The sequence below is a fragment of the Streptomyces sp. NPDC014861 genome (assembly GCF_043081625.1).
In the GTDB taxonomy this organism is placed as follows: Bacteria; Actinomycetota; Actinomycetes; order Streptomycetales; family Streptomycetaceae; genus Streptomyces.
On sequence record NZ_JBIBWV010000001.1, the window covers coordinates 363,679 to 383,084 of the forward strand.

Sequence of the window (19,406 nt, forward strand, 5' to 3'; positions counted from 1 at the left end):
ACGGGCCCGGCAGGACGGACCGGGGGTCAGCGGGCGCCGTGCCCGGGAGCGATGGCGTCGACGCGCTCGGCGAGGGCGAAGTCCTTCTCGGTGAGGGCGCCGCCCGCGGAGTGGGTGTGGACGGAGACGGCGACCGAGTCGTAACCGAGCGTCAGGTCCGAGTGGTGGTCCAGCTCCTGCTGGATCTGGGCCACGTGGACGACGAGGGCGGTGGCGGCGAAGTGGTCGGCGAGCCGGTAGGAGCGGACCAGCCGGGCGTCCTCGACCGACCAGCCGGGGAGCTCCCGCAGTCGGTCCTCGATCTCCTTCTGCGACAGCGGCTGCGTGGGCACGGGGGTGCTCCCTCCGGTCGGTGGTGCGCGGGGCGGGGTACGGGGTGCGGATGTGCCTCCGGGGAACGTACCCGGGTCACCCCTCTGAGATACCGTCTGCCCATGACAACAGTCGTGAACGACACGGGAGTGGGGCCCCTGCTGCGCGACTGGCGCGAGCGGCGGCGGCTGAGTCAGCTGGAGCTGGCGCTGCGCGCGGACTCCTCGGCGCGGCACATCTCCTTCATCGAGACCGGGCGGTCGCGGCCGAGCGAGGAGATGATCCTCCGTCTCGCCGAGCACCTGGAGGTGCCGGTGCGGGACCGCAACGTGCTGCTGCTCGCGGGGGGTTACGCGCCCCGGTACGCGGAGTCGACGCTCGACGCGCCGGAGCTGGAGACGCTGCGGGAGGGCATCGAGCGGCTGCTCCAGGGGTACGACCCGTACCCGGCGCTGGTGGTGGACGGCTCCTACACGGTGGTGGCCGCCAACCGGGCGATCGCGCTGCTCATCGAGGGGCTGCCGGAGCACCTGCTGACGCCGCCGATGAACGTCATGCGGATCACCCTGCACCCGGAGGGCCTCGCGCCCCGGATCCGCAACCTGCGGGAGTGGCGGGGGCATCTGCTGGCCCAGATGGAGCGTCAGATCGCCTACGCCCGCTCGGACGCGCTGCGCGTGCTGTACGAGGAGGTGGCGGCGTATCCGCTGCCGGAGTCGCACCCGGGTGACGTGGAGGACCCCGAGCCGTATCCGTACTTCGCGCTGCCGCTGCAGATCGAGCACGACGGGCGGGTGCTGTCCTTCGTGTCGTCGATCTCGACCTTCAACACGCCGATGGACGTGACCGTCGCCGAGCTGGCCATCGAGACGATGCTCCCGGCCGACCCGGCGACGGTGGAGTACCTGCGCTCCCTCAGCGGGTAGAGGCGCGCAGGGAGGCCCACTGGAGGAAGGCGAAGCCGCCGACGGTGCCCGCCTGCATCGGCGTCCAGACGAGTCCGGCGGTGGTGGGCTCCAGCCAGGCGACGAGGGCGACGAGGCTGAGGACGGCCCACAGCACGTTGGCGTCGATGACCAGCTTCACGCCGAGCACCGGCGGCTGCGGGCGGCTGGCCAGCCAGGCCACGCCCGCGGCGAAGGCGGTGAGGAAGACGCCGAGGCCGAGGAGCAGGGTGCTGTTCACACCGAGGAGTTCGCCGAGGGGGCCGGAGGCGACGACGTAGGCGAGGCCGTTGCCGCCGGTGACCACGGCGTCGAGGGCGAGGAACCGGCGCACCATGGACTGCGGCTGGGTGGTGCGGGAGAGACCGGCGAGCAGGGCCTGGGACATGACGGATCACCCTCCTGAAGGGGGTCGTTCGTACGTGGGACCCGGCGCCCGGACGGAGTGCGCCGCCCGGGTTCCGGTGCTTCAGAGCTTGCCGCCACAGGAGGGTGCGGGTCGATTACCTGAGAGGTCATGCGGGCCGGGCGGTGCCGGCGCCGGTCCGGCCGCCCGGCGCTGGGGCAGGGCGGCCGGTGCGAGGCCGGCTGCCCGATGCGGGGCCGTACGGCCGGTGCGGGGCCGTACGGCTGGTGCGGGGCCGTACGGCTGGTGCCGCGCCGGTCAGCGGGCCGGGGGCTCCCGGTGCGGGCGCGGACCCGCCGGGGCGGGCGCGGGCTCGGCGGCCGGCGGGACGGGCGCCGGTTCGGAGGGGTGCTCGGCGGCCCGGCGGCCGCGGGCGGCCTCCGCGCGCAGCAGGGCCTGGAGGACGGCGTACGGGTCTGACTTCATGACGGTGCTCCTCGCGGGTGCGGGGTGGGTGGGAAGGACTGCTGCGGCGGGGCCGGTCAGCAGCGCATCACCACGCGCCGGTGCGGGAGCGGACGGGGAGCGGGGACGGAGGCGGGGGCGCCGCGCCGGGTGGCGCGGCGGACGGCCCGGGGGCGCGGGGGCGCCGGGACGGGGCGGACGCGGGTCCTGCGGTGCCGGGTGCGGCCGGGGAGTCCGGCCTCGGCGGGGCCCGGTTCGTACGTCTCGCCGACGGGGTCCGGGACGGCGGGCGCGCCGGCCGGCCGGGGTTCGGCGACGGCGCCGGGCAGGGCGGCGGCGGTGCTGGTCGCGGCGAGGGCGACGAGGGCGAGCAGTGCGCCGCAGACCAGGACGAGGAGCCGCCGGACGCGCGCCGGACGGCCCGCCGGGGTGGCGGGCTCGTCGTGCGGCCGGGCCGGGTGGGCCGGCCGGGGTGCGGGGCTCACGGTGATCCGTACTGCCCCGCCGGACCCGCCGACGCTCCGCCCGGGCGGGAGATCCGCCCTCCTGGGCTACGCCTCCGGGCCCCGATTCACCACGTCGGCCCCGATTCACCGCGCGGCCGCGTCGGCCCCGGCGCCGTCCCGGTCAGTGGTTCTTGTCCGGCACGACCGGCCCCTCCGCCGGGAGGACCGGTTCCGCCCCCGCTTCGGCCGGGGAAGTCTCCGGGGTCCCCGCCGGTCGCTCCAGCGGAACCTGCGGCCCGTCGCACTCGCGCAGCCAGCGGCGCAGCACCCGGTGCACCCGTTCCGCGCCCACCAGCTCGCCGTCCTCCTCGACCGGCGGGGACAGCTCCGGCGGCGAGAGCAGGAAGGGGTGCGACTGCTCCCCGCCCAGGCCGCCGTGCGAGCCGATCTGCTCCTCGAAGGCGTGCACGGTGCCGGTCGCCGGGTCGTACATCGAGTTGACCATCACGTCGGCGACGTGCGGGAAGCCGTCGGTGCGCCGGACGGCCTCGGCCGCGCCCCGGCCGAACACCGCCAGCGGCCCGTCGTCCGCGAGCTCCGCCACCGGCACCTCCACGCCGTCCCCGGCCAGCACCACCGAGCCGTGCTCGGCGCTCGCCACGAGCAGGAAGCCGATCCCCGGGTGCTGCGCGAGGGTCCGCAGCAGCGCCGGGTGGCGCCGGTCGATCTCCTCCTTCGTCATCCGGTGCGGCACGTCGGGGAAGGAGATCAGGCCCAGGTTCCCCGAGGCGAGGACGACCGGCTCCGACCGGCGGGCCGGCAGCTCCCGCTCGGCCTCCTCGCCCGTCTCCACCGGCCGGTGCAGGGCGCTGCGCAGCGCGTCCCTGGCGGCGTCCCTCGCCTCCGCGCCGCTGCGGGTCCTGCCCACCCGGCGGGAGACGGGCAGTCCGCAGCCCGCCCGGACCAGATCCTTCAGCGTCAGCCCGTAGGCCCCCTCGAAGGTCTCCCCCGGGCTCTGCCCGTGGTCGGAGAGGAGCACGATCCGGTACGGCCGGGGGGCGTGCTCGGCGACCCGGCCGACGAGGGCGAGGGAGCGGTCGAGGCGGCGCAGCACCTGGTCGGTGTCGCGGCCCTGCGGTCCCGAGTGGTGGGCCACCTCGTCGTACGCCACCAGGTCGGCGTAGACGGCGGTCCGGCCCGCGAGCATGTCGCCCATGACGGCGGCGACCACCACGTCCCGCTCGATCACCGTCGCGAAGGCGCGGACGAAGGGGTAGGTGCCGCCGCGCGGGATCCGCGGCCGGTCGCGGCGCAGCCGGGCCCGGATCGACTGGGCCACCTCGCGGACCACCTCGTTGGCGAAGGAGCCGGCGGTGCGGACGGCGTTGGCCGGGTCGGAGAAGTACGCGAAGTAGCCGGCCCGCGAGCGGTTGCGGCGGCCCCGGCGCGCCGCCACCGTCAGCACCAGCGCCACTTGGTCGGCCCCGCCGCTGAAGAGGTTGCCCCGGGAGGCGCCGTCCAGGGTGAGCAGCCCGCCGTCGCCGGTGCGGCGCACCGCGCGGCGCTGGAGCTCGACCGCGCTCGCCGGCCGGTTCGACACCATGAGGCGGCCGGTGTCCTTCTCGTACCAGCGGAAGGCGGGCACGTCCTCGTTGCTGCCGTGCAGGATGCCGAGCTGACTGGCGCCGGTCTGGCTCGACCAGTCCGTCCGCCACGGCGTGAGCCGGTGCCCCGCGGCCAGCCAGCCGGCCACCGTCGGCATCACCCCGTCGGCGACGGCCGACCGCAGCACCTCGTGGCCGACGCCGTCGAGCTGGAGGAAGACCGTGCCCGGCGGGGGCGCGGGGACGGTCCCCGGGTCACGGGGGCGGGTGCGGCCGGTGAGCCGGTAGAGCCTGCGGCGGTAGGCGTCGTCGTCCCGGACGGCGAGCGCGGTGGAGGTCGCGGAGGCGACGGCGGACATCACGGCGGCGACGACGACCGCGGTCTCCGGGTCGGCGGCGCCGCGCCCGTCCGGGATAAGCCAGAGTGCGACGAGCAGCAGCGAGCCGTTGAGGAAGAAGACCAGCAGGCCGAGGACGAGGGCGGGGACGAGGAGCAGCGCGCGGACCACCAGGGGCCAGACCAGCGCCGTGAGCAGGCCGAAGGCGCCGGCCGCCGAGGCGGCGGTCAGCGCCGTCCTGGTGAGGCTGTCGCCGTCGGGGGACTGCAGTTGGAAGTCGGGCAGCAGACCGGCGAGCACGAGCAGCGTGCCCGTCGACACGGCCCACACGGTGAGCACCCGTATGCCCGCCCGCCCCGCGCTGCGCCAGCGGTCGGTGCCGCCGCCCCTTCGCCCGTCACCCACGCCGCCCGTCACCTTTCACCCAAACGTCCCCCTACCCTGACACACCTACCCACGCGGGGCGCACGGCACATCGGGTGAGGGGCGGGAGCGTGCGGCGGCGGGTCAGGTGCCGTCGTAGCCGGCGGTCGGCATGGAGAGCCGCCGGTGGACCGCGGCCTTGGCGGCGGAGTCGTAGGCGGGCGGCGCGGCTCCGGCGGTCTCCACCCGGACGCCCCTGCGGGCGCACTCCGCGCGGAAGCCGGGGACCGAGGTCAGGGCGCGGGCCAGGACGTGCTCGTTGGCGGCGACGAAGAGGTCGACCTCGCCGGAGTCCACGTCGGCCCAGAGTTCGTCGTGGTCGGGGCGCACGCCGTAGAAGAGGAGCTGGCGGGCGAGGACGTAGCCCCGCTCGACGGCCCAGCGGGCGCACACCGCGTGCTGACCGCGCGTGTCGACGAGGAAGGGTTCGGAATCGAGTTCTTCGAGCGGGGTCAGGCTGGCGATCGCCGCGACCCGGACGTCGTTCATGCGCCGACCCTACTGCCCCGGGGTGCCGCACGGGAGGGCCGCCGGGCCTCTACCCTCGACAGGGAGCACGCGGGGCGACGGAAGGGCGGCATGCCGGTGGAGGTCACCTGGTGGGGGCACGCGACCTGCACGGTCGAGGACTCCGGGGTCCGGTTCCTCACGGACCCGCTGTTCGCCCGGCGCCTCGCGCATCTGCGCCGCCGCCGGGGCGCCCCGCCGCCGCCGGAGGCGGCCGTGGCGGAGGCGGTCCTCGTCTCGCACCTGCACTCCGACCACCTGCACCTGCCGTCGCTGGCCCGGCTCGCGCCGGGGACCCGGGTGCTGGTGCCGTCCGGCGCCCCCGACGCCGTGCCGGGGCTGCGCCGGCTGGCGGCGGCGGGGCTTCGGCTCACGGAGGTGGCGGCCGGGGACGAGGTGACGGTGGAGGGCGTGACGGTACGGGCGGTGCCGGCGGCGCACGACGGCCGGCGACTGCCGTTCGGCCCGCACCGCTCCCCCGCGCTCGGGTACGTCGTCGAGGGCGAGGCCCGCACGTACTTCGCCGGGGACACCGGGCTCTTCGACGGCATGGCGGAGGCGGTCGGGCCGGTCGACGTGGCGCTGCTGCCGGTGGGCGGCTGGGGCCCGTACCTGGGCCACGGGCATCTGGACGCGGGCCGGGCGGCGCAGGCGCTGGCGGCGCTCTCCCCGGCGGCGGCGGTGCCGGTGCACTACGGCACGTACTGGCCGATCGGTATGGACGGCGTCCGGCCGCACGAGTTCCACGCGCCCGGCGACGAGTTCGTCCGGCAGGCGGCCCGGCTGGCTCCGAAGGCGGTGGTGCACCGACTGGCGCACGGCGAGCGGGTGCGGCCGGAGGTCGCCCGGTGACCGGTGCGCTGCTCGCCGCCGTGGGCGACCTTCCGCCGGAGTCGACGCAGCAGGCGGTCGGCTACCCGTCGCTGTTCCTGCTCGTGGCGCTGGGCGCGCTGGTGCCGGTGGTACCGACGGGGGCGATCGTCAGCTCGGCGGCCGTGGTCGCCTTTCACCAGTCCTCGCCCTTCTCGCTGCTGGTCGTCTTCCTGCTGGCCTCCCTCGCCGCCTTCCTCGGCGATGTGGCGCTGTACTGGCTGGGGCAGCGGGGCGTGCGGTCGAGGAACGGTTCGCGGTGGCTGGCCGCGCTGCGCTCCCGGGTGACGCCGGACCGCCTCGCGCACGCGCAGGACCGCCTCGACACCCACCAGGTCTCGGTGCTCGTGCTGTCCCGGCTGGTCCCGGCCGGCCGGATCCCGGTCATGCTGGCCTGCCTGCTCGCCCGCATGCCGCTGCGCCGCTTCGCGCGCGGGGACGCGGCGGCCTGCCTGGCCTGGGCGGCGACGTACCAGCTGATCGGCATCCTGGGCGGCTCGCTCTTCCCCGAGCCGTGGCAGGGCGTGGTGGCGGCGGTCGGCCTGACGCTGCTGTTCGGCGCGGTTCCCGCGGTGTGGCGGCGGATCAGGGGCGACCGGGACGGCGGGGACGGCCGGGAGCGGGCGCTACGGCACGAGGACGCGTGAGCCGCCGACCGGGAGGTCCCACAGGTCCTCACGGGGCAGGCCGGCGCGTTCCCAGGCGGCTCTGACGCGGTCGAGGGGTTCGAGGACGGGCTCGGTGGACAGGACGAAGGTGGCCCAGTGCATGGGGGCCATCCGCCGGGCGCCCAGGTCCTGGTGGGCCCTGACCGCCTCCTCGGGGTCGGTGTGGACGTCCCGCAGCCACCAGCGGGGGTCGTAGGCGCCGATGGGGAGGAGCGCCAGGTCGATGCCGGGATGGCGGCGGCCGATCTCGGCGAACCAGTGGCCGTATCCGGTGTCCCCGGCGAAGTAGACCCGTCGGCCGGCGGGGTCGGTGAGCACCCAGCCGCCCCACAGGGAGCGGCAGGTGTCGAGGAGGGTCCGCTTGGACCAGTGGTGGGCGGGGACGAAGTCGAAGCGGACGCCGTCGAGTTCGGCCGCCTCCCACCAGTCGAGCTCGGTCACGCGGGTGAAGCCCCGGCGGCGGAACCAGCGGCCGAGGCCGGCCGGGACGAGGACCGGGGTGGCGCGCGGGAGGCGGCGGAGGGTGGGGGCGTCGAGGTGGTCGAAGTGGTTGTGGCTGATGACGACCGCGTCGACCGGCGGCAGGTCCTCCCAGCGGACACCGACCGGGGTGAGCCGGGCCGGGGTGCCGAAGATGCGCCGGGACCAGACCGGGTCGGTGAGGACGGTGAGGCCGCCGGCGCGGAGGATCCAGCTGGCGTGTCCGGCCCAGGTGACGGCGACGGTGCCGGGGCCCGCGGGCGGCAGCGGGCCGGGCTCGAAGGGCAGTCGGGGCACGTCCCGCAGGCCCTCCGGACGGGGGCGGACGGCGCCCTCGCGGGCGAGCCGGGCGAGGGCGCGGACACCGGGCAGGGGCGCGGTGAGCCGGTCGGCGAAGGTGCGGGGCCAGTCCTCGCGGAGCCGGCCGAGCGGCTGGAGCACGGAGGTCGGGAGGGTGACGGGCGCGGGCGGGCGCGGGGCCTCGGCGGCCGGGGCGGGGCGGGCCGTCCTCTCGGTCATCTGCGGGCTCCGTTCTGCGCGGGGGGATCGGCCAGGTCGTCGAGGGCGGCGGCCAGCCGGGCCAGGGCCCGTACCGCCTGGGGCAGTTGCTCGGGTGCGCGGGAGGCGAGCGTCTCGGCGCGCTCGGGCGGGTCGGCGCCGAGCAGCGGACCGGTGTCGACGCGGACGCGGAGGGCGCCGAGTTCGTCGCCGAAGCGGTGGCCGCCGGGGACGGGCCGGCCGAGCCGGGCGGTGAGGTACTGCTCCAGCTCCAGGGAGTCGGTGACGCCGCGGGCTGCCAGTCCCGGGCGGAGCGGGCCGAGGTCGGCGTAGAGGTGGCGGCCGGCCCGCGGGGGCCGGGCGAGGGCGCCCGCGGCGAGGACGGCGCGGTGCGCGGCGGCGGCGAGCCTGCCGTGCACGGCGGCGGCGCGCAGGGCGGGGACGGAGACGTCCTCGGGTTCGTCGAGGGCGTGGGCGACGGCGGGGGCGACGGGCGCGGGGAGGACGGCGCCGAGTGCGGTGAGGACGTCGAGGGCGCGGGCCCTGGGATCGCCGTAGCGGTCGGCGCGGGTGCGGCCGGACGGCGGGAAGCGGGCGATCGCGCAGGGCCAGGAGGCGGGGACGAGGCCGCCGCCGGCGAGGTCGGCGAGGACGGTGACGTCGTCCGGGCACATCTCGGCGGGGCTGACGAGGACGGTGTCCCGGGGGTCGTGGAGGGTGTCGCGCCAGGTCTCGTCGCTGACGACGTGGAGGCCTTCCGCGACGGCGGCCTCGCAGCTCTCCCGGACGAGTTCGGGCGGGGGGACGGTGGCGGTGGGGTCGTCGGCGACGGAGAGGAGCAGCACGCGCGGGTCGCCGCCCTCGGCGCGGACCCGGCGGACGGTCTCCAGGAGCGCGTACGGGTCGGGGACGCCGCCGGCCTCTGCGGTGGTGGGCACGTGGTACGCGGGCCGGCCGAGGAGCCGGATCTGCGGCGTCCACCAGGCGGGGCAGGGCCGGGGCAGCAGGACGTCGCCGCCGTGGGCCGCGAGCAGGGCGAGGAGCAGGGCGGGGGCTCCGGGGGCGGCGAGGCCGTCCTCGGCGTGGCCGCGCAGGCCCCGGCGCCACCAGTAGCCGGCGGCGGCCTCGCGGAGCACGGGGCCGCCGCCGGGCGGTTCGGGGGAGGTCCGTCCGGCGGCCGCCGCGAGGAGCGCGGCGAGCCCCGGGGGGACGGGCCGGCCGCTCTCGGGCGCCGGAGGTCCGTAGCGCACCGGGCCGCGGCCTTCCGGAGCCGTCTCCCGCATGTCCCGTACCTCCTGAGCGCGCGGGGCGCCGGGCACGGCATCCCCGAGCCCTTTATACGAAGGTTCGGGCCGGTCCGCCCGTTCAGACGACGGTGACCGGGTGCCGGACGATCGCGTCGAAGAGGTAGCCCTGGGTGTTGTGCACGGCCCGGTCGGGCTGGGTGTTCCCGGCGGCGTCGGTGGTGCGGGAGAGCAGGGTGGCGGGCCCGGTGCGCGTGGGTCGCCACGGCACCGACCAGCGGACCCAGGCGCCGCGCCGGGGCGCGTCGTGGAGGTGGGCCGGGCGCCAGGTGGCGCCGCCGTCGGCGGAGACGTCGACGGAGCGGACGGGGGCGTGGGCGGACCAGGCACGGCCGGTGAGCCGGTGGACGCGGCCGGCCTCCAGGCCGGCGCCGAAGGGCAGCTGGTAGCCGGACTTGAGGGTCTGCCGGGTGATCGGGGCGCTGCCGCCGGGCGGGTGGGCCTCGCCCAGCAGCCGGTACCAGTCGGTCGACCAGGGACTGGTGAGCGGGCGGGTGGAGACCTCGATGTCGCCGAGCCACTTGATGGAGGCGATGCCGACCCAGTTCGGCACGATGAGCCGGACGGGGTGCCCGTGGTCGTACGGGAGGGGCTCGCCGTTCATCTCGTACGCGAGGATCACGTCGTCCAGCGCCTTGGCCACGGGCAGCGGGCGGCGGACCCGGCCGTGGTCGGTGCCGCCGGAGACGTACGGGTCGTCAAGGCCGCGCGGCAGCAGGTCGACGGCGTCGCGGGCGAGTCCGGCGCGCCGCAGCACCTCGCCGAGGCGGACCCCGCGCCAGCGGGCGGCGCCGACGGCCCCGAGGGTCCAGGCCGTGCCGGAGACGGACTGGCCCTGCTGGGTGGTGTAGAGGCTGCGGCCGTTGCCGGCGCATTCGACGAGGGCCGTCCGGGTGACGGAGGGCAGGTCGCGGAGGCGCCCGTAGGTGAAGTGGACGGGGGTGCGGCCGTGGAGCCCGTCGCCCCAGAGCGTCAGACGCCAGTCCCGGGCGTCGAGGACCGGGGTGGAGGTGTGGTTGCGGACGAAGAAGCGGTCCGCGGGGGCGAGGAGGCCGGTGTCGCCGAGGGCGTCGAAGCGGGCCTCGGCGTTGGTGCCCCGGACGGTGAAATACGCGTCGGGCAGCGGTTTGACGATGCCGGGAGCGGCGAGGGGCGCGGCGGGGCCCGTGGTGGCGGCGGCCCGGGGGGCGGCGAGTCCGCCGAGCGCGGCGGCGGCCGGTCCGGCGGCGAGGGCCTTCAGGAGCGTTCGGCGGACGGGCACGGGCGGATGCGGCACGGGTCTCCTCGGCACGGGTCACGGGTCGGGCCACCGGCGGCGGCGGGCCGATCGTAGGGGTGCGGGGGGCGGCGGGACCCGGTTCCCGGACGCCTGTTCACGAGGCTGTCACAGGAGGCGGTCGGGGTGGCCGGCGGTTGGGGGGCGGTTGCCGGGGGCCGGCGGTCGGGGAGGCGGTTGCCGGGGGGTGGCGGCTCGGTCGGGGGCGATGCTCGGCCGGGGTGCGGTGGGAGTGCGCTGGGGGTGCGGTGAGGGTCGGTCGTACGCGGGGAGGGAAGCCGGGGGCGCGGTGGAGGCAGTGCTCCGTGGAGCGGGCGCGGGGTGGAGGTCCTGGGGCCGAGGGCGCGGCGGCTCAGGGCCACGGCGAGGCGCGAGGACTCGGCGGCCGGGCACGAGGGACGCGGGGCGGCCCGGTTCCCCCCACGGGCCGGGCCGCCTCCGCGCGGGTACGCGCCCCCCGTCGCGCGTCCCCTCCGAGGGAAAGATATAGAAGTTGCTTCTAGAAACCAACTCCAGTCCGATTTCTCCCCGCGCGAAGGCCCGGCCCGAGCCACTCCCGCACCCCCCGAACTCCAGCACACGACAGGCCCGTTCGACCCATGCGGCCACGACCACGCCTGTCCACATGACAAGACAGCAGTCTCACCATACGGCGCGAGCCCCTACCGTGGAGCCACACACCCACACCGAGGGAGTCGGTTCGATGACGCACGCCTCCGAGCAGCCCCGGGTCCACGAGACCGCCGTCTACACCCATGGCCACCACGAGTCGGTGCTCCGCTCGCACACCTGGCGCACCGCCGCCAACTCCGCGGCCTACCTGCTGGACGAGGTGCGTCCGGGACTCGACGTGCTGGACGTCGGCTGCGGGCCCGGCACCATCACGGCCGACCTGGCCGCCCTGGTCGCCCCGGGACGGGTCACCGCCGTCGACGCCGCCGAGGACGTACTGGCGAAGGCCCGCGCGACCGCGGCCGAACGCGGCCTGGAAAACGTGGAGTTCGCGGTCGCCGACGTCCACGCCCTGGACTTCCCCGACGACTCCTTCGACATCGTCCACGCCCATCAGGTGCTCCAGCACGTGGGTGACCCGGTCCAGGCGCTGCGCGAGATGCGGCGCGTCTGCCGGCCGGGCGGGATCGTGGCGGCCCGCGACAGCGACTACGGCGCCTTCACCTGGTACCCCGAACGGCCCGTCCTGGACCACTGGCTGGACCTGTACCACCGGGTGGCGCGCGCCAACGGCGGCGAACCGGACGCGGGACGGCGGCTGTTCGCCTGGGCCCGGCGGGCCGGCTTCACCGAGATCACCGCCACGGCGGGCACCTGGTGCTTCTCCACCCCCGAGGACCGTGCCTGGTGGAGCGGCCTGTGGGCGGACCGCACGACCTCCTCCTCCTACGCCGACCTGGCCGTCGAGGGCGGCCACGCCACCCGCGCCGAACTGGCGGAGATCGCCGCGGCGTGGCGCGAGTGGGGCACGCGCGAGGACGCCTGGTTCATGGTCCCGCACGGCGAGATCCTCTGCCGCGTCTCCTGAGCCCGGCCGCCCGGGAGGGGCGTCGGCGGCCCGTCGGACGAGCCCGGCCCCGAGGCACGTCGGCAGCCCGCTCGGGCGAGCCTGGCTCGGGGGCGTCGGCGACCCTTCGGACGAGCCCGGCCCGTGGCGCGTCGGCGGCCCTTCGGACGAGCCCGGCCCGAGCGGCGGACCGCCCCCTACGGCCGCATGCGGAACTCGTAGGCGGCCGGCAGCGGTTCGTCGGTGATCCGGGCCCAGAGCTCGCCCAGGATCTCGGCGCCCTCCCTCAGGTCCGGCACCTCGAAGCCCCTGTCGAAAACGGCCCGCGCCTCGGCCGGACACCCTTCGGCGAGGAGCAGCCGGGCCTCCAGGAACCGGAACGCACCCCTGGCCCGCACCTCCTCCGGCAGCGCCCGCCACAGCGCGCGGGCGCGCTCGGGCCGGCCGGCCGTCAGCTGGGCGTCGACGGCCTCGCGGGCGAGCGCGGCGGCGGTGGTGACGGCGGCCGGCCCGTCGAGCGCCCCCTCCAGCTCCTCGCACGCCTCGGCGAAGCGGTGGGCGGCCCGCTCCGGATGCCCTTCCTCCCGGTCGGCGACGGCGAGGCAGTACAGCAGCGGCCAGCGGACCTCCGCCCCGGCCAGGCCCCGCTCCCAGCTGCGCACCGCCTGGGCCCGGTCGCCGGCGTGCCACTGGGCGATGCCGAGGTGGTACTCGGTGGCCGGGTCCGCCGGCGCGGTCTCCAGCATGTCCCGCCAGGCCTGGCCGACCTGCGGCGGGACCGGCACGGTGCCCTTCGCGGGCGGCGGCAGGACGCCGGTGCTCAGCAGGGCGCGCCAGGGTTCCTGCGCGGCGCCGAGGGTGGACTCCGGGAAGGGAGTGCCGGGGAGGGCGTGTCCGGCCCGCAGCACCTCCAGGGCGCCCCAGCCGGAGCCGGCCGCCAGGACCGCGTCCGGCGCGGGGTCGGTGTCGGCGGCCCGCTCGCGCCAGGCGGTGTAAGCGGCGTCGACGGCGGTACGGGGCAGGGCCAGGTCGAGGCTCCGCTCGGCCTCGGCGCGGGCCGCCGCCCAGTCGGCGCCGAGCGCGGTGGCGGGATCGGCGGCCAGCGGCCCGTACGCCTCCAGCCAGCTCAGCTCGGACTCGGGGGCGAGTTCGAGGTGTTCGAGCTGGGTGCGGGCGAGTCCGGCCTGGATCTCGGCGTAGCCGTCGGTGCCGGGGGCGGTGAGCCATTCCTGCCAGCGGCGGCCACCGGGGCCCGTGCCCCAGACGAAGAGCTTGCGGCCGCGCAGGACGTCGGTGGAGGTCTGGACGAGGCCGGTGCCGTCCTCGTCGAGGGCGGCGATCCAGCGCCGGCCGCCGTCCGGCAGGTCGTAGAACCAGTCGCCGGCGTGGGTGCTGCGGCGCGGCCGGGAGCGGTCGGCGCCGTCCGGCCCGGCCGGCACGGGCACCTCCGTGAGCCCGCGCTCGTGGCCGTGGTGCCAGGCGGTGTCGGCGGGGGCGAGGATCCTGCGGTGCTCGGGGACGGCGGTGTTGGACCACCAGTAGACGGGCGCGGGCCGCTCGTGCGGGTTGCGGACGCGGATGCCGACGAGGAGGAAGTCGGAGTCCTCGGGCAGCCACAGGTCGACCTGGAACGGCAGGTCGCGCAGGCGCTCCCACTCCCAGAGGCGGAGCATCGGGGTGCCGTCCGGCGCGGGGACGGTCGCCGCGTGCAGCGGGGCGCAGGAGAGGGTGGTGTGGCCGGTCGCGCCGGTGTTCCACTCGACGCCGCCGGAGAACCAGGCGCCGTTGAGGGCGAAGGCGGCGGGCTGGAGGACGGGGTTGCGGTAGACGAGTTCGCGGCCGGTGGGCTTGTGGTGGAGGGAGTGGATCCGGCCGCCGAGCCCGGGCAGGACGGTGACGCGCAGCCGGTCGTTCTCCATGACGAGGGCGTCGAGGGCGGTGTCCTCGCGCTCCCGGCCGTAGCCGTCGCGGACCGGCGCGGGCAGCAGGCTGCGCAGCGGCGCCCTGCCGATGCCCCGCGCCATCTCGCGCGGCAGCGCCGCCAGTTCGGCGGCGCCGAGGGCGTGCGCGGGACCGGGGGTCCGGAGGGCGGGAAGCGGGTTGTCCGGGCCGAGCGGGGCCGCGGGAAGGGTGAGCACGGCACGTCGTACGGTCGTCATCCGCCCATGGAACACGCCGGGGCCCGCCCTGAACAGAGGGCGTGTGACCAGGGGATTCCGCCGCGCCGAAAAGGACGCGCGGCGGGAGCGGGGCCGTGCCTAGGGTGGAGGGTCGTCCGCCGTCGGGGCGGGCACCGGGAGCACCACGGGAGTACGAGAGATGGGCACGCCACACACCTACCGGGTCATCGTGCGGGGCACCTTCGACGGGCTGGCGCCCGAGAGCCGGGAGCGACTGCTCGCCGAGGCGGAGGAGCACGGCCTGGCGTCGATGCGCTTCACCGAGGAGGGTTCGCTCACCTACGACCGGACGCTCAAGCACTTCTCGTACCGGCTGGTCGTCACGTCGGACGCCGAGGACGGGGACGAGATGGCGGGCGCGCTCGCCGAGGAGCGGGTGGAGGAGGCGCTGGGCGCGCTCGGCCACGGGTACACGGGGCTGAAGTCGACCGTGACCGACCTCGACACGATGAAGATCAACCGCAAGGGTCGGTGATCGCCCACCGCTCGTGGTCGCGCCAGGCCCCGTCGATGAGGAGCATCGCCGGGGAGAAGCCCTCCAGGCGGAAGCCGGCGCGGCGGACCAGGGCGCGCGAAGGGGCGTTGCCCGGCTGGATGTTGGCCTCCAGCCGGTGCAGGCCCATCGGCCCGAAGGCGTGCGCCAGGAGCAGGCCGAGCGCCTCTCCCATGAGACCGCGCCCGGCGGCGTGCGCGAAGGCGCCGTAGCCGAGGGCGCCGCTGCGGAAGGCGCCGTGGACGATGTTGTTGACGGTGAGGAAGCCGGCGATGCCTCCGTCGGCCTCCCGCTCGCAGACGAGGAAGCCGGCCCGCGTCGGCTCCTCGATCAGCGCGCCCGCGTAGGCGGCGTACCGCTCGGCCGTACGGGGCGGGAAGAGCCACGGCCGGTGCAGCTCCACGCTCTCCTCCGCCCGCGCGACGAACTCCTCCCCGTCGCCGAACGTGAATGGCCGCAGCCCCACGCGGGGTCCGGCCGTGAGGTACCGGTCAAGATCGTCGGACATACGCCCAGGCTAACGGGGACGGGGACGGGGGCGGGGCTGGAGGCGGTTCCGGCGGCGGGGGCACGGGCGGGCGTGGGCGGGGGGCGCGAGCGTGCGCGGGGGTTCAGGCTCCCGGGAGGCTGCGCGCGGGGGCCGGGAGGCCGAGCGCAGGCCCAGAGGCCGAGCGCAGGCCGGGAGCTTCAGGCTCCCGGGAGGCGCGGGCCGGGGCGGAGAGACCGGAGGCCGGGCGCGGCGGGTAGGGGGACGGGCAGGGCAGGCGGGGCGGGCGGCGGGCGGGCCGGTAGGCCGGGCGCGGCAGGCGGGCAGGGCAGGCGGGGGCGGGGCGCGGGCCCGGAGGGCGGGCGCGGCGGGTCAGCGGCGGGCCGTGGTCACGCGGACGGGGCAGGGCTCTCCCTTGCGGAGGACGCCGATCACGACCGTGGTGCGGCGGTCGAGGCCCGTGCCGGCGGACGGGTACTGGGTGCAGACCTCCCAGCGCGGCGGCCACAGGACGCGCCGGTCGCGGCCGCTCACGTCGTGGACGTCGAGGCGGGTGCGGTGGTCGAGGCGGGTGAAGACCCGCCACAGGCCGCCGCCCCGGAAGTCCGGCATGGGTGGCCGGGCGCCGGCCGCCGCCTCGCGGGCCCGCCGGGAGTCCGTGCCGCCCGCCGCCCCGGCCGCCACCGCCGCCAGGGCCAGTGCCGCGCCCGCCCCGATCAGGGCGCCGCGCTTCACCTGTTCCTCCGGGGGCCCCTCCGGGCCACGTACCAGCCGCAGATCCCGCCCAGCACCGCGGTCGCGAGGAGCGCGAGGTACAGCGGCATCGTCACCTCCGGGATCAGCAGCCGGATCTTGACCTGGCGGGTGTTCTCGAAGATGAAGACGAGCAGCAGGACCGCGACGACCGCGATCCCGATGCGTCCGGGGGTGATGGCGCCGAAGCGGTCTCCCCGTTGCGTGCCCGCCGTGTCCTTGGGACTCATTGCCCGCCCTTCCTCCGTCGTCCGTCTCGGGCGTACCCGTGGGACCAGAATGGGGGGACATGCACCTCGGCGGGCGGGTGGAAGACGCCGTCCGGGTGACTTGTCAGACAACCTTGGGCGGCTACGGTGGTGGCCGGACGACGGGACGAGGAGGAGCCTTGGCACTCAGCGGGCACCGGCGGCGACCGGTGGTGGCGCTCTACGAGCGGATTGCGGACGCCGTCCACGACGGCACCTACCCGCCCGGCTCCACCCTCCCCTCCGAACCGAAGCTCGCCGCCGAACTGGGCGTCAGCCGGCCCGCCCTGCGCGAGGCGCTGCTGCTTCTCCAGGAGGACGGGCTCCTCACGGTCCGCCGGGGAGTCGGCCGCACGGTGAACGCCCGGCCGCCCCGCCGCGGCTTCGAGCACGTCCAGCCGCTGGAGGAGCTGGTCGGCGGCGGTACGGGACCCCGGGTGCTGGCGCTGCTGCGCACCCTGGAGGAGCCCACCGACTTCACCACCCAGCACCTGCTGGCCCCGGCCCGCGCCGAGCTGCGGTTCTGGGAGTCGGTGCTCGGCGGCGAGTCCGGGCCGGCCGCGCTCAGCCACGAGTGGGCGGCGGCCGACGAGGTCCTGGACCGCGTCCACCCCGCCTTCGCCGCCGCGCTGCGGACCTGCGGGGAGGCCACGGAAGGCGACGGGACCGTGTCGATGCTCTCGGTCCTGCTCGGCGCCTCCCGCGAGGTCGCCCTGCACGCCCACAGCGGCATCACCGCCACCCTCCTCGGGCGGCGCCGCGGCGAGCAGCTGGGCCGCCCCGCCGACACCCCCGCGGTGCTGGTCACCCAGGTGGTACGGGTCGGGGACACCCCCGTACTCGCCGCCAAGCACATGCTGCCGACGGGCGCGCCCGCGCTGCCGGTCCTCCAGTCCCACTGAGCCCCCGCCCGGCGCGCCCCGCGCCCCGGGCCGGCGACCGGGGCACACACCCGGGCCCCCGCCCTCGGAGCCGTACCGAAGAACCCTGCCGGTCCCCTGCCGACAGTCGTGCGCCCCCTCCCCGCACGTGCGCCGGACGCCACCCGGCGCCCGGCACCCAGCACCCGCACCCGCACCCGCACCCGCACCGGACGCCTCCCCGCACCGGCGCCGACCCCTCTCCGTCCCCCGCTCCGGACGCCTCCCGCACCCGTCCCGGACCCCACCGGACACCCGCCGGATCCCACCGGAGACACGGGCCGGCCTCCTCCCGGTGCCGTTCCGGAATCGCCGCCGGAATCGCCGCCGGAATCGCTCCCCCGGCGGCCGTGCGGGGGTCGGACGGGTCATGACGTACACTTCCCGGCCATGCACTTGTCTGACAACCCTGCCGCTTCTGTCCGGGCCGCCGTCTCCGACTGGATCCGCCGCGCCCCGAAGGCCGTCCTCCACGACCACCTCGACGGCGGGCTGCGCCCGGCCACCATCGTCGAGCTGGCCCGCGAGTGCGGCTACACCGCGCTGCCGGCCGAGGACCCGGCCGAGCTCGCGGTCTGGTTCCGGGACGCCGCCGACTCCGGCTCGCTGGAGCGCTACCTGGAGACCTTCGCCCACACCTGCGCGGTGATGCAGACCCGCGAGGCGCTGCTCAGGATCGCGGCCGAGTGCGCCGAGGACCTGGCCGCGGACGGGGTCGTCTACGCCGAGGTGCGATACGCCCCCGAGCAGCACCTGGAGGCCGGCCTCACCCTCGACGAGGTCGTCGAGGCGGTCAACGAGGGCTTCCGCGAGGGCGAGCGCAGGACCGGCGGCCGGATCACCGTCCGCGCCCTGCTCACCGGCATGCGGCACACCGACCGCTCGCTGGAGATCGCCCGGCTCACCGTCGCCCACCGCGACAACGGCGTGGCCGGCTTCGACATCGCCGGCGGCGAGATCGGCAACCCGCCCGCCCGCCACCTGCCCGCCTTCCAGCACCTGAAGCGGGAGAACTGCCACTTCACCATCCACGCGGGCGAGGCCGTCGGCGCCGAGTCGATCCACGAGGCCGTGCAGGTGTGCGGCACCGAGCGGATCGGCCACGGCGTGCGCATCACCGACGACATCGCCGAGGACGGCACGCTGGGCCGGCTCGCCTCCTACGTCCGCGACAACCGGATCGCCCTGGAGGTCTGCCCGACCTCCAACCTGCAGACCGGCGCCGCCAAGGACTACGCCTCCCACCCGATCGACGAGCTGCGGCGCCTCGGTTTCCGCATCACGCTCAACACCGACAACCGCCTGGTCTCCGGCACCACGATGAGCGAGGAGTTCCAGCACATGGCGGACGCCTTCGGGTACGGCCCCGAGGTCTTCGAGGAGTTCACGGTCGCCGCCCTGGAGGCCGCCTTCCTGCCGCTGCCCGAGCGCGAGCGCCTGATCGCGGAGGTCGTACGCCCGGGGTACACCGCCCTGTGACGCCCCGGGGAGGGCGGCGGGGGCCGTCCTCCCCGGTGGAAGAATGGCGCCATGACAGCTGCTGAGGAGTTCAGGCCCGAGTCGGAGCGGATCACGCGCACCCTGCGCGACCAGATCATCGACGGGACGCGGGCCCCCGGCAGCCGTCTGGTGGAGCGGGAGATCGCCGCCGAACTGGACGTCAGCCGCCTGCCCGTCCGCGACGCGCTCAAGGACCTGGTCAACGAGGGGCTCGTCACGCCCCGGCCGCGCACCTGGGCGGTGGTCCGCGAGTTCACCGCCTCCGACATCGCCGACCTCGTCGAGGTCCGGTCCGCCCTGGAGATCCTGGCCTTCCGGCTCGCGGCCCAGCGCCGCACCCGCGCGGGCCTCGCCACGCTGCGCGCCGTCCTCGACGACGAGCAGGCGGCGGCGGCGCGGGGCGACGGTCCGGAGGCCCGCCGGGCGGCGGCCGACTTCCACGAGACAGTCACCGAGCTCGCCGACAACGCGCTCCTGACCGAGCTGGAGGGCACGCTGCGGAGCCGGATGCGCTGGCTGCTCGGCCAGCACGACGACTTCGCGGTCGTCGCCGAGGAGCACGAGGAGCTGTTCCGGCGGATCGAGGCCCGGGACGTGGAGGGCGTCGAGGCACTGGCCCTGCACCACCTGGAGACCAGTCAGAGCAAGGCGACCGAGCACCAGCGGCGCCTGGCGGCGGAGTAGCGGCGGACCGCACGCCCCCATGGCCCCGGCACGCACCGCGCGACCCGCGACGGCCGGGGCGGGGCGGCGGCCGGGGCGCGGCGCTAGGCGGCTGAGGCCGGGCGGCCCGCGACGGCTCAGGCCGGGCGGCCCGCGACGACT

The 19,406-nt window shown here is 76.5% G+C and carries 21 protein-coding genes; 8 read left to right on the top strand and 13 right to left on the bottom strand.

What is annotated here, in order from left to right:
* Positions 1–26 precede the first annotated feature (26 nt).
* Positions 27–332: a 4a-hydroxytetrahydrobiopterin dehydratase gene (locus ACF1BN_RS01535; RefSeq protein WP_376605061.1), complete on the bottom strand. Its 306-nt coding sequence runs from the start codon at positions 330–332 to the stop codon at positions 27–29.
* Positions 333–434: 102 nt separating this feature from the next.
* Here ACF1BN_RS01535 and ACF1BN_RS01540 point away from each other — a divergent pair, with 102 nt between their 5' ends.
* The gene (locus ACF1BN_RS01540; RefSeq protein WP_392329552.1) at positions 435–1,238 is read left to right on the top strand and encodes a helix-turn-helix domain-containing protein; all 804 of its coding nucleotides are present in this window, start codon (positions 435–437) and stop codon (positions 1,236–1,238) included.
* Here ACF1BN_RS01540 and ACF1BN_RS01545 read toward each other — a convergent pair.
* From ACF1BN_RS01545 to ACF1BN_RS01565, 5 genes are all read right to left on the bottom strand, one after another.
* Positions 1,228–1,644, bottom strand: a complete 417-nt coding sequence (locus ACF1BN_RS01545) for a hypothetical protein (protein ID WP_392329553.1) — start codon at positions 1,642–1,644, stop codon at positions 1,228–1,230. The genes ACF1BN_RS01540 and ACF1BN_RS01545 overlap by 11 nt on opposite strands.
* Before the next feature lie 276 nt (positions 1,645–1,920).
* Positions 1,921–2,088, bottom strand: a complete 168-nt coding sequence (locus tag ACF1BN_RS01550; RefSeq protein ID WP_392329554.1) for a hypothetical protein — start codon at positions 2,086–2,088, stop codon at positions 1,921–1,923.
* Between the two features lie 56 nt (positions 2,089–2,144).
* Entirely contained in the window at positions 2,145–2,552 is a 408-nt protein-coding gene (locus tag ACF1BN_RS01555) for a hypothetical protein (protein WP_392329555.1), read from the bottom strand.
* Positions 2,553–2,694: 142 nt separating this feature from the next.
* The gene (locus ACF1BN_RS01560) at positions 2,695–4,860 is read right to left on the bottom strand and encodes a phage holin family protein (RefSeq protein WP_392329556.1); all 2,166 of its coding nucleotides are present in this window, start codon (positions 4,858–4,860) and stop codon (positions 2,695–2,697) included.
* A gap of 102 nt (positions 4,861–4,962) precedes the next feature.
* Positions 4,963–5,367 carry a hypothetical protein gene (locus ACF1BN_RS01565; RefSeq protein WP_392329557.1) on the bottom strand — a complete coding sequence of 135 codons (405 nt, stop codon included), beginning with the start codon at positions 5,365–5,367 and terminating at the stop codon, positions 4,963–4,965.
* 90 nt (positions 5,368–5,457) lie between these two features.
* On the opposite strand from ACF1BN_RS01565, the gene ACF1BN_RS01570 reads away from it, so the two are divergent.
* Together ACF1BN_RS01570 and ACF1BN_RS01575 are read left to right on the top strand one after the other, a co-directional pair.
* Positions 5,458–6,237, top strand: coding sequence for an MBL fold metallo-hydrolase (locus tag ACF1BN_RS01570; RefSeq protein WP_392329558.1), 780 nt, complete (start codon positions 5,458–5,460; stop codon positions 6,235–6,237).
* Entirely contained in the window at positions 6,234–6,902 is a 669-nt protein-coding gene (locus tag ACF1BN_RS01575; RefSeq protein WP_392329559.1) for a DedA family protein, read from the top strand. The genes ACF1BN_RS01570 and ACF1BN_RS01575 overlap by 4 nt, the downstream gene beginning before the upstream one ends.
* Here ACF1BN_RS01575 and ACF1BN_RS01580 read toward each other — a convergent pair.
* The 3 genes from ACF1BN_RS01580 to ACF1BN_RS01590 all read right to left on the bottom strand — a co-directional run bounded on the left by ACF1BN_RS01580 (position 6,882) and on the right by ACF1BN_RS01590 (position 10,481).
* A complete protein-coding gene (locus ACF1BN_RS01580; protein ID WP_392329560.1) occupies positions 6,882–7,922 on the bottom strand; it encodes an MBL fold metallo-hydrolase in 1,041 nt (346 codons plus the stop codon). The two genes, ACF1BN_RS01575 and ACF1BN_RS01580, sit on opposite strands and share 21 nt — an antisense overlap.
* Positions 7,919–9,184 (bottom strand): aminotransferase class I/II-fold pyridoxal phosphate-dependent enzyme, encoded by a 1,266-nt coding sequence (locus ACF1BN_RS01585; protein ID WP_392329561.1) that lies wholly within the window; start codon positions 9,182–9,184, stop codon positions 7,919–7,921. The genes ACF1BN_RS01580 and ACF1BN_RS01585 overlap by 4 nt, the downstream gene beginning before the upstream one ends.
* A gap of 82 nt (positions 9,185–9,266) precedes the next feature.
* Entirely contained in the window at positions 9,267–10,481 is a 1,215-nt protein-coding gene (locus ACF1BN_RS01590) for a sulfite oxidase (RefSeq protein ID WP_392329562.1), read from the bottom strand.
* Positions 10,482–11,184: 703 nt separating this feature from the next.
* On the opposite strand from ACF1BN_RS01590, the gene ACF1BN_RS01595 reads away from it, so the two are divergent.
* Positions 11,185–12,021: a methyltransferase domain-containing protein gene (locus ACF1BN_RS01595; protein WP_392329563.1), complete on the top strand. Its 837-nt coding sequence runs from the start codon at positions 11,185–11,187 to the stop codon at positions 12,019–12,021.
* Positions 12,022–12,197: 176 nt separating this feature from the next.
* Here ACF1BN_RS01595 and ACF1BN_RS01600 read toward each other — a convergent pair whose 3' ends face one another.
* Positions 12,198–14,159, bottom strand: coding sequence for a DUF5107 domain-containing protein (locus tag ACF1BN_RS01600; protein ID WP_392329564.1), 1,962 nt, complete (start codon positions 14,157–14,159; stop codon positions 12,198–12,200).
* Between the two features lie 160 nt (positions 14,160–14,319).
* Between ACF1BN_RS01600 and ACF1BN_RS01605 the strand changes: the two genes are divergently transcribed.
* Positions 14,320–14,655, top strand: a complete 336-nt coding sequence (locus ACF1BN_RS01605; protein WP_392329565.1) for a DUF6204 family protein — start codon at positions 14,320–14,322, stop codon at positions 14,653–14,655.
* On the opposite strand, the gene ACF1BN_RS01610 is transcribed toward ACF1BN_RS01605, so the two are convergent.
* The 3 genes from ACF1BN_RS01610 to ACF1BN_RS01620 all read right to left on the bottom strand — a co-directional run bounded on the left by ACF1BN_RS01610 (position 14,636) and on the right by ACF1BN_RS01620 (position 16,143).
* Positions 14,636–15,181: a GNAT family N-acetyltransferase gene (locus ACF1BN_RS01610; protein WP_392329566.1), complete on the bottom strand. Its 546-nt coding sequence runs from the start codon at positions 15,179–15,181 to the stop codon at positions 14,636–14,638. The genes ACF1BN_RS01605 and ACF1BN_RS01610 overlap by 20 nt on opposite strands.
* A gap of 351 nt (positions 15,182–15,532) precedes the next feature.
* Positions 15,533–15,895 carry a hypothetical protein gene (locus ACF1BN_RS01615; RefSeq protein WP_376596968.1) on the bottom strand — a complete coding sequence of 121 codons (363 nt, stop codon included), beginning with the start codon at positions 15,893–15,895 and terminating at the stop codon, positions 15,533–15,535.
* Positions 15,892–16,143: a DUF1049 domain-containing protein gene (locus ACF1BN_RS01620; RefSeq protein WP_392329567.1), complete on the bottom strand. Its 252-nt coding sequence runs from the start codon at positions 16,141–16,143 to the stop codon at positions 15,892–15,894. Before ACF1BN_RS01620 ends, ACF1BN_RS01615 begins: the two co-directional genes overlap by 4 nt.
* Before the next feature lie 158 nt (positions 16,144–16,301).
* Between ACF1BN_RS01620 and ACF1BN_RS01625 the strand changes: the two genes are divergently transcribed.
* From ACF1BN_RS01625 to ACF1BN_RS01635, 3 genes are all read left to right on the top strand, one after another.
* Positions 16,302–17,063: a GntR family transcriptional regulator gene (locus ACF1BN_RS01625; RefSeq protein ID WP_392329568.1), complete on the top strand. Its 762-nt coding sequence runs from the start codon at positions 16,302–16,304 to the stop codon at positions 17,061–17,063.
* A 408-nt stretch (positions 17,064–17,471) separates the two neighbouring features.
* Positions 17,472–18,560 carry an adenosine deaminase gene (locus tag ACF1BN_RS01630; RefSeq protein ID WP_392329569.1) on the top strand — a complete coding sequence of 363 codons (1,089 nt, stop codon included), beginning with the start codon at positions 17,472–17,474 and terminating at the stop codon, positions 18,558–18,560.
* Between the two features lie 51 nt (positions 18,561–18,611).
* On the top strand, positions 18,612–19,265 hold the full coding sequence (locus ACF1BN_RS01635; RefSeq protein ID WP_392329570.1) for a GntR family transcriptional regulator: 654 nt from the start codon (positions 18,612–18,614) through the stop codon (positions 19,263–19,265).
* The last annotated feature ends 141 nt before the right edge of the window (positions 19,266–19,406 follow it).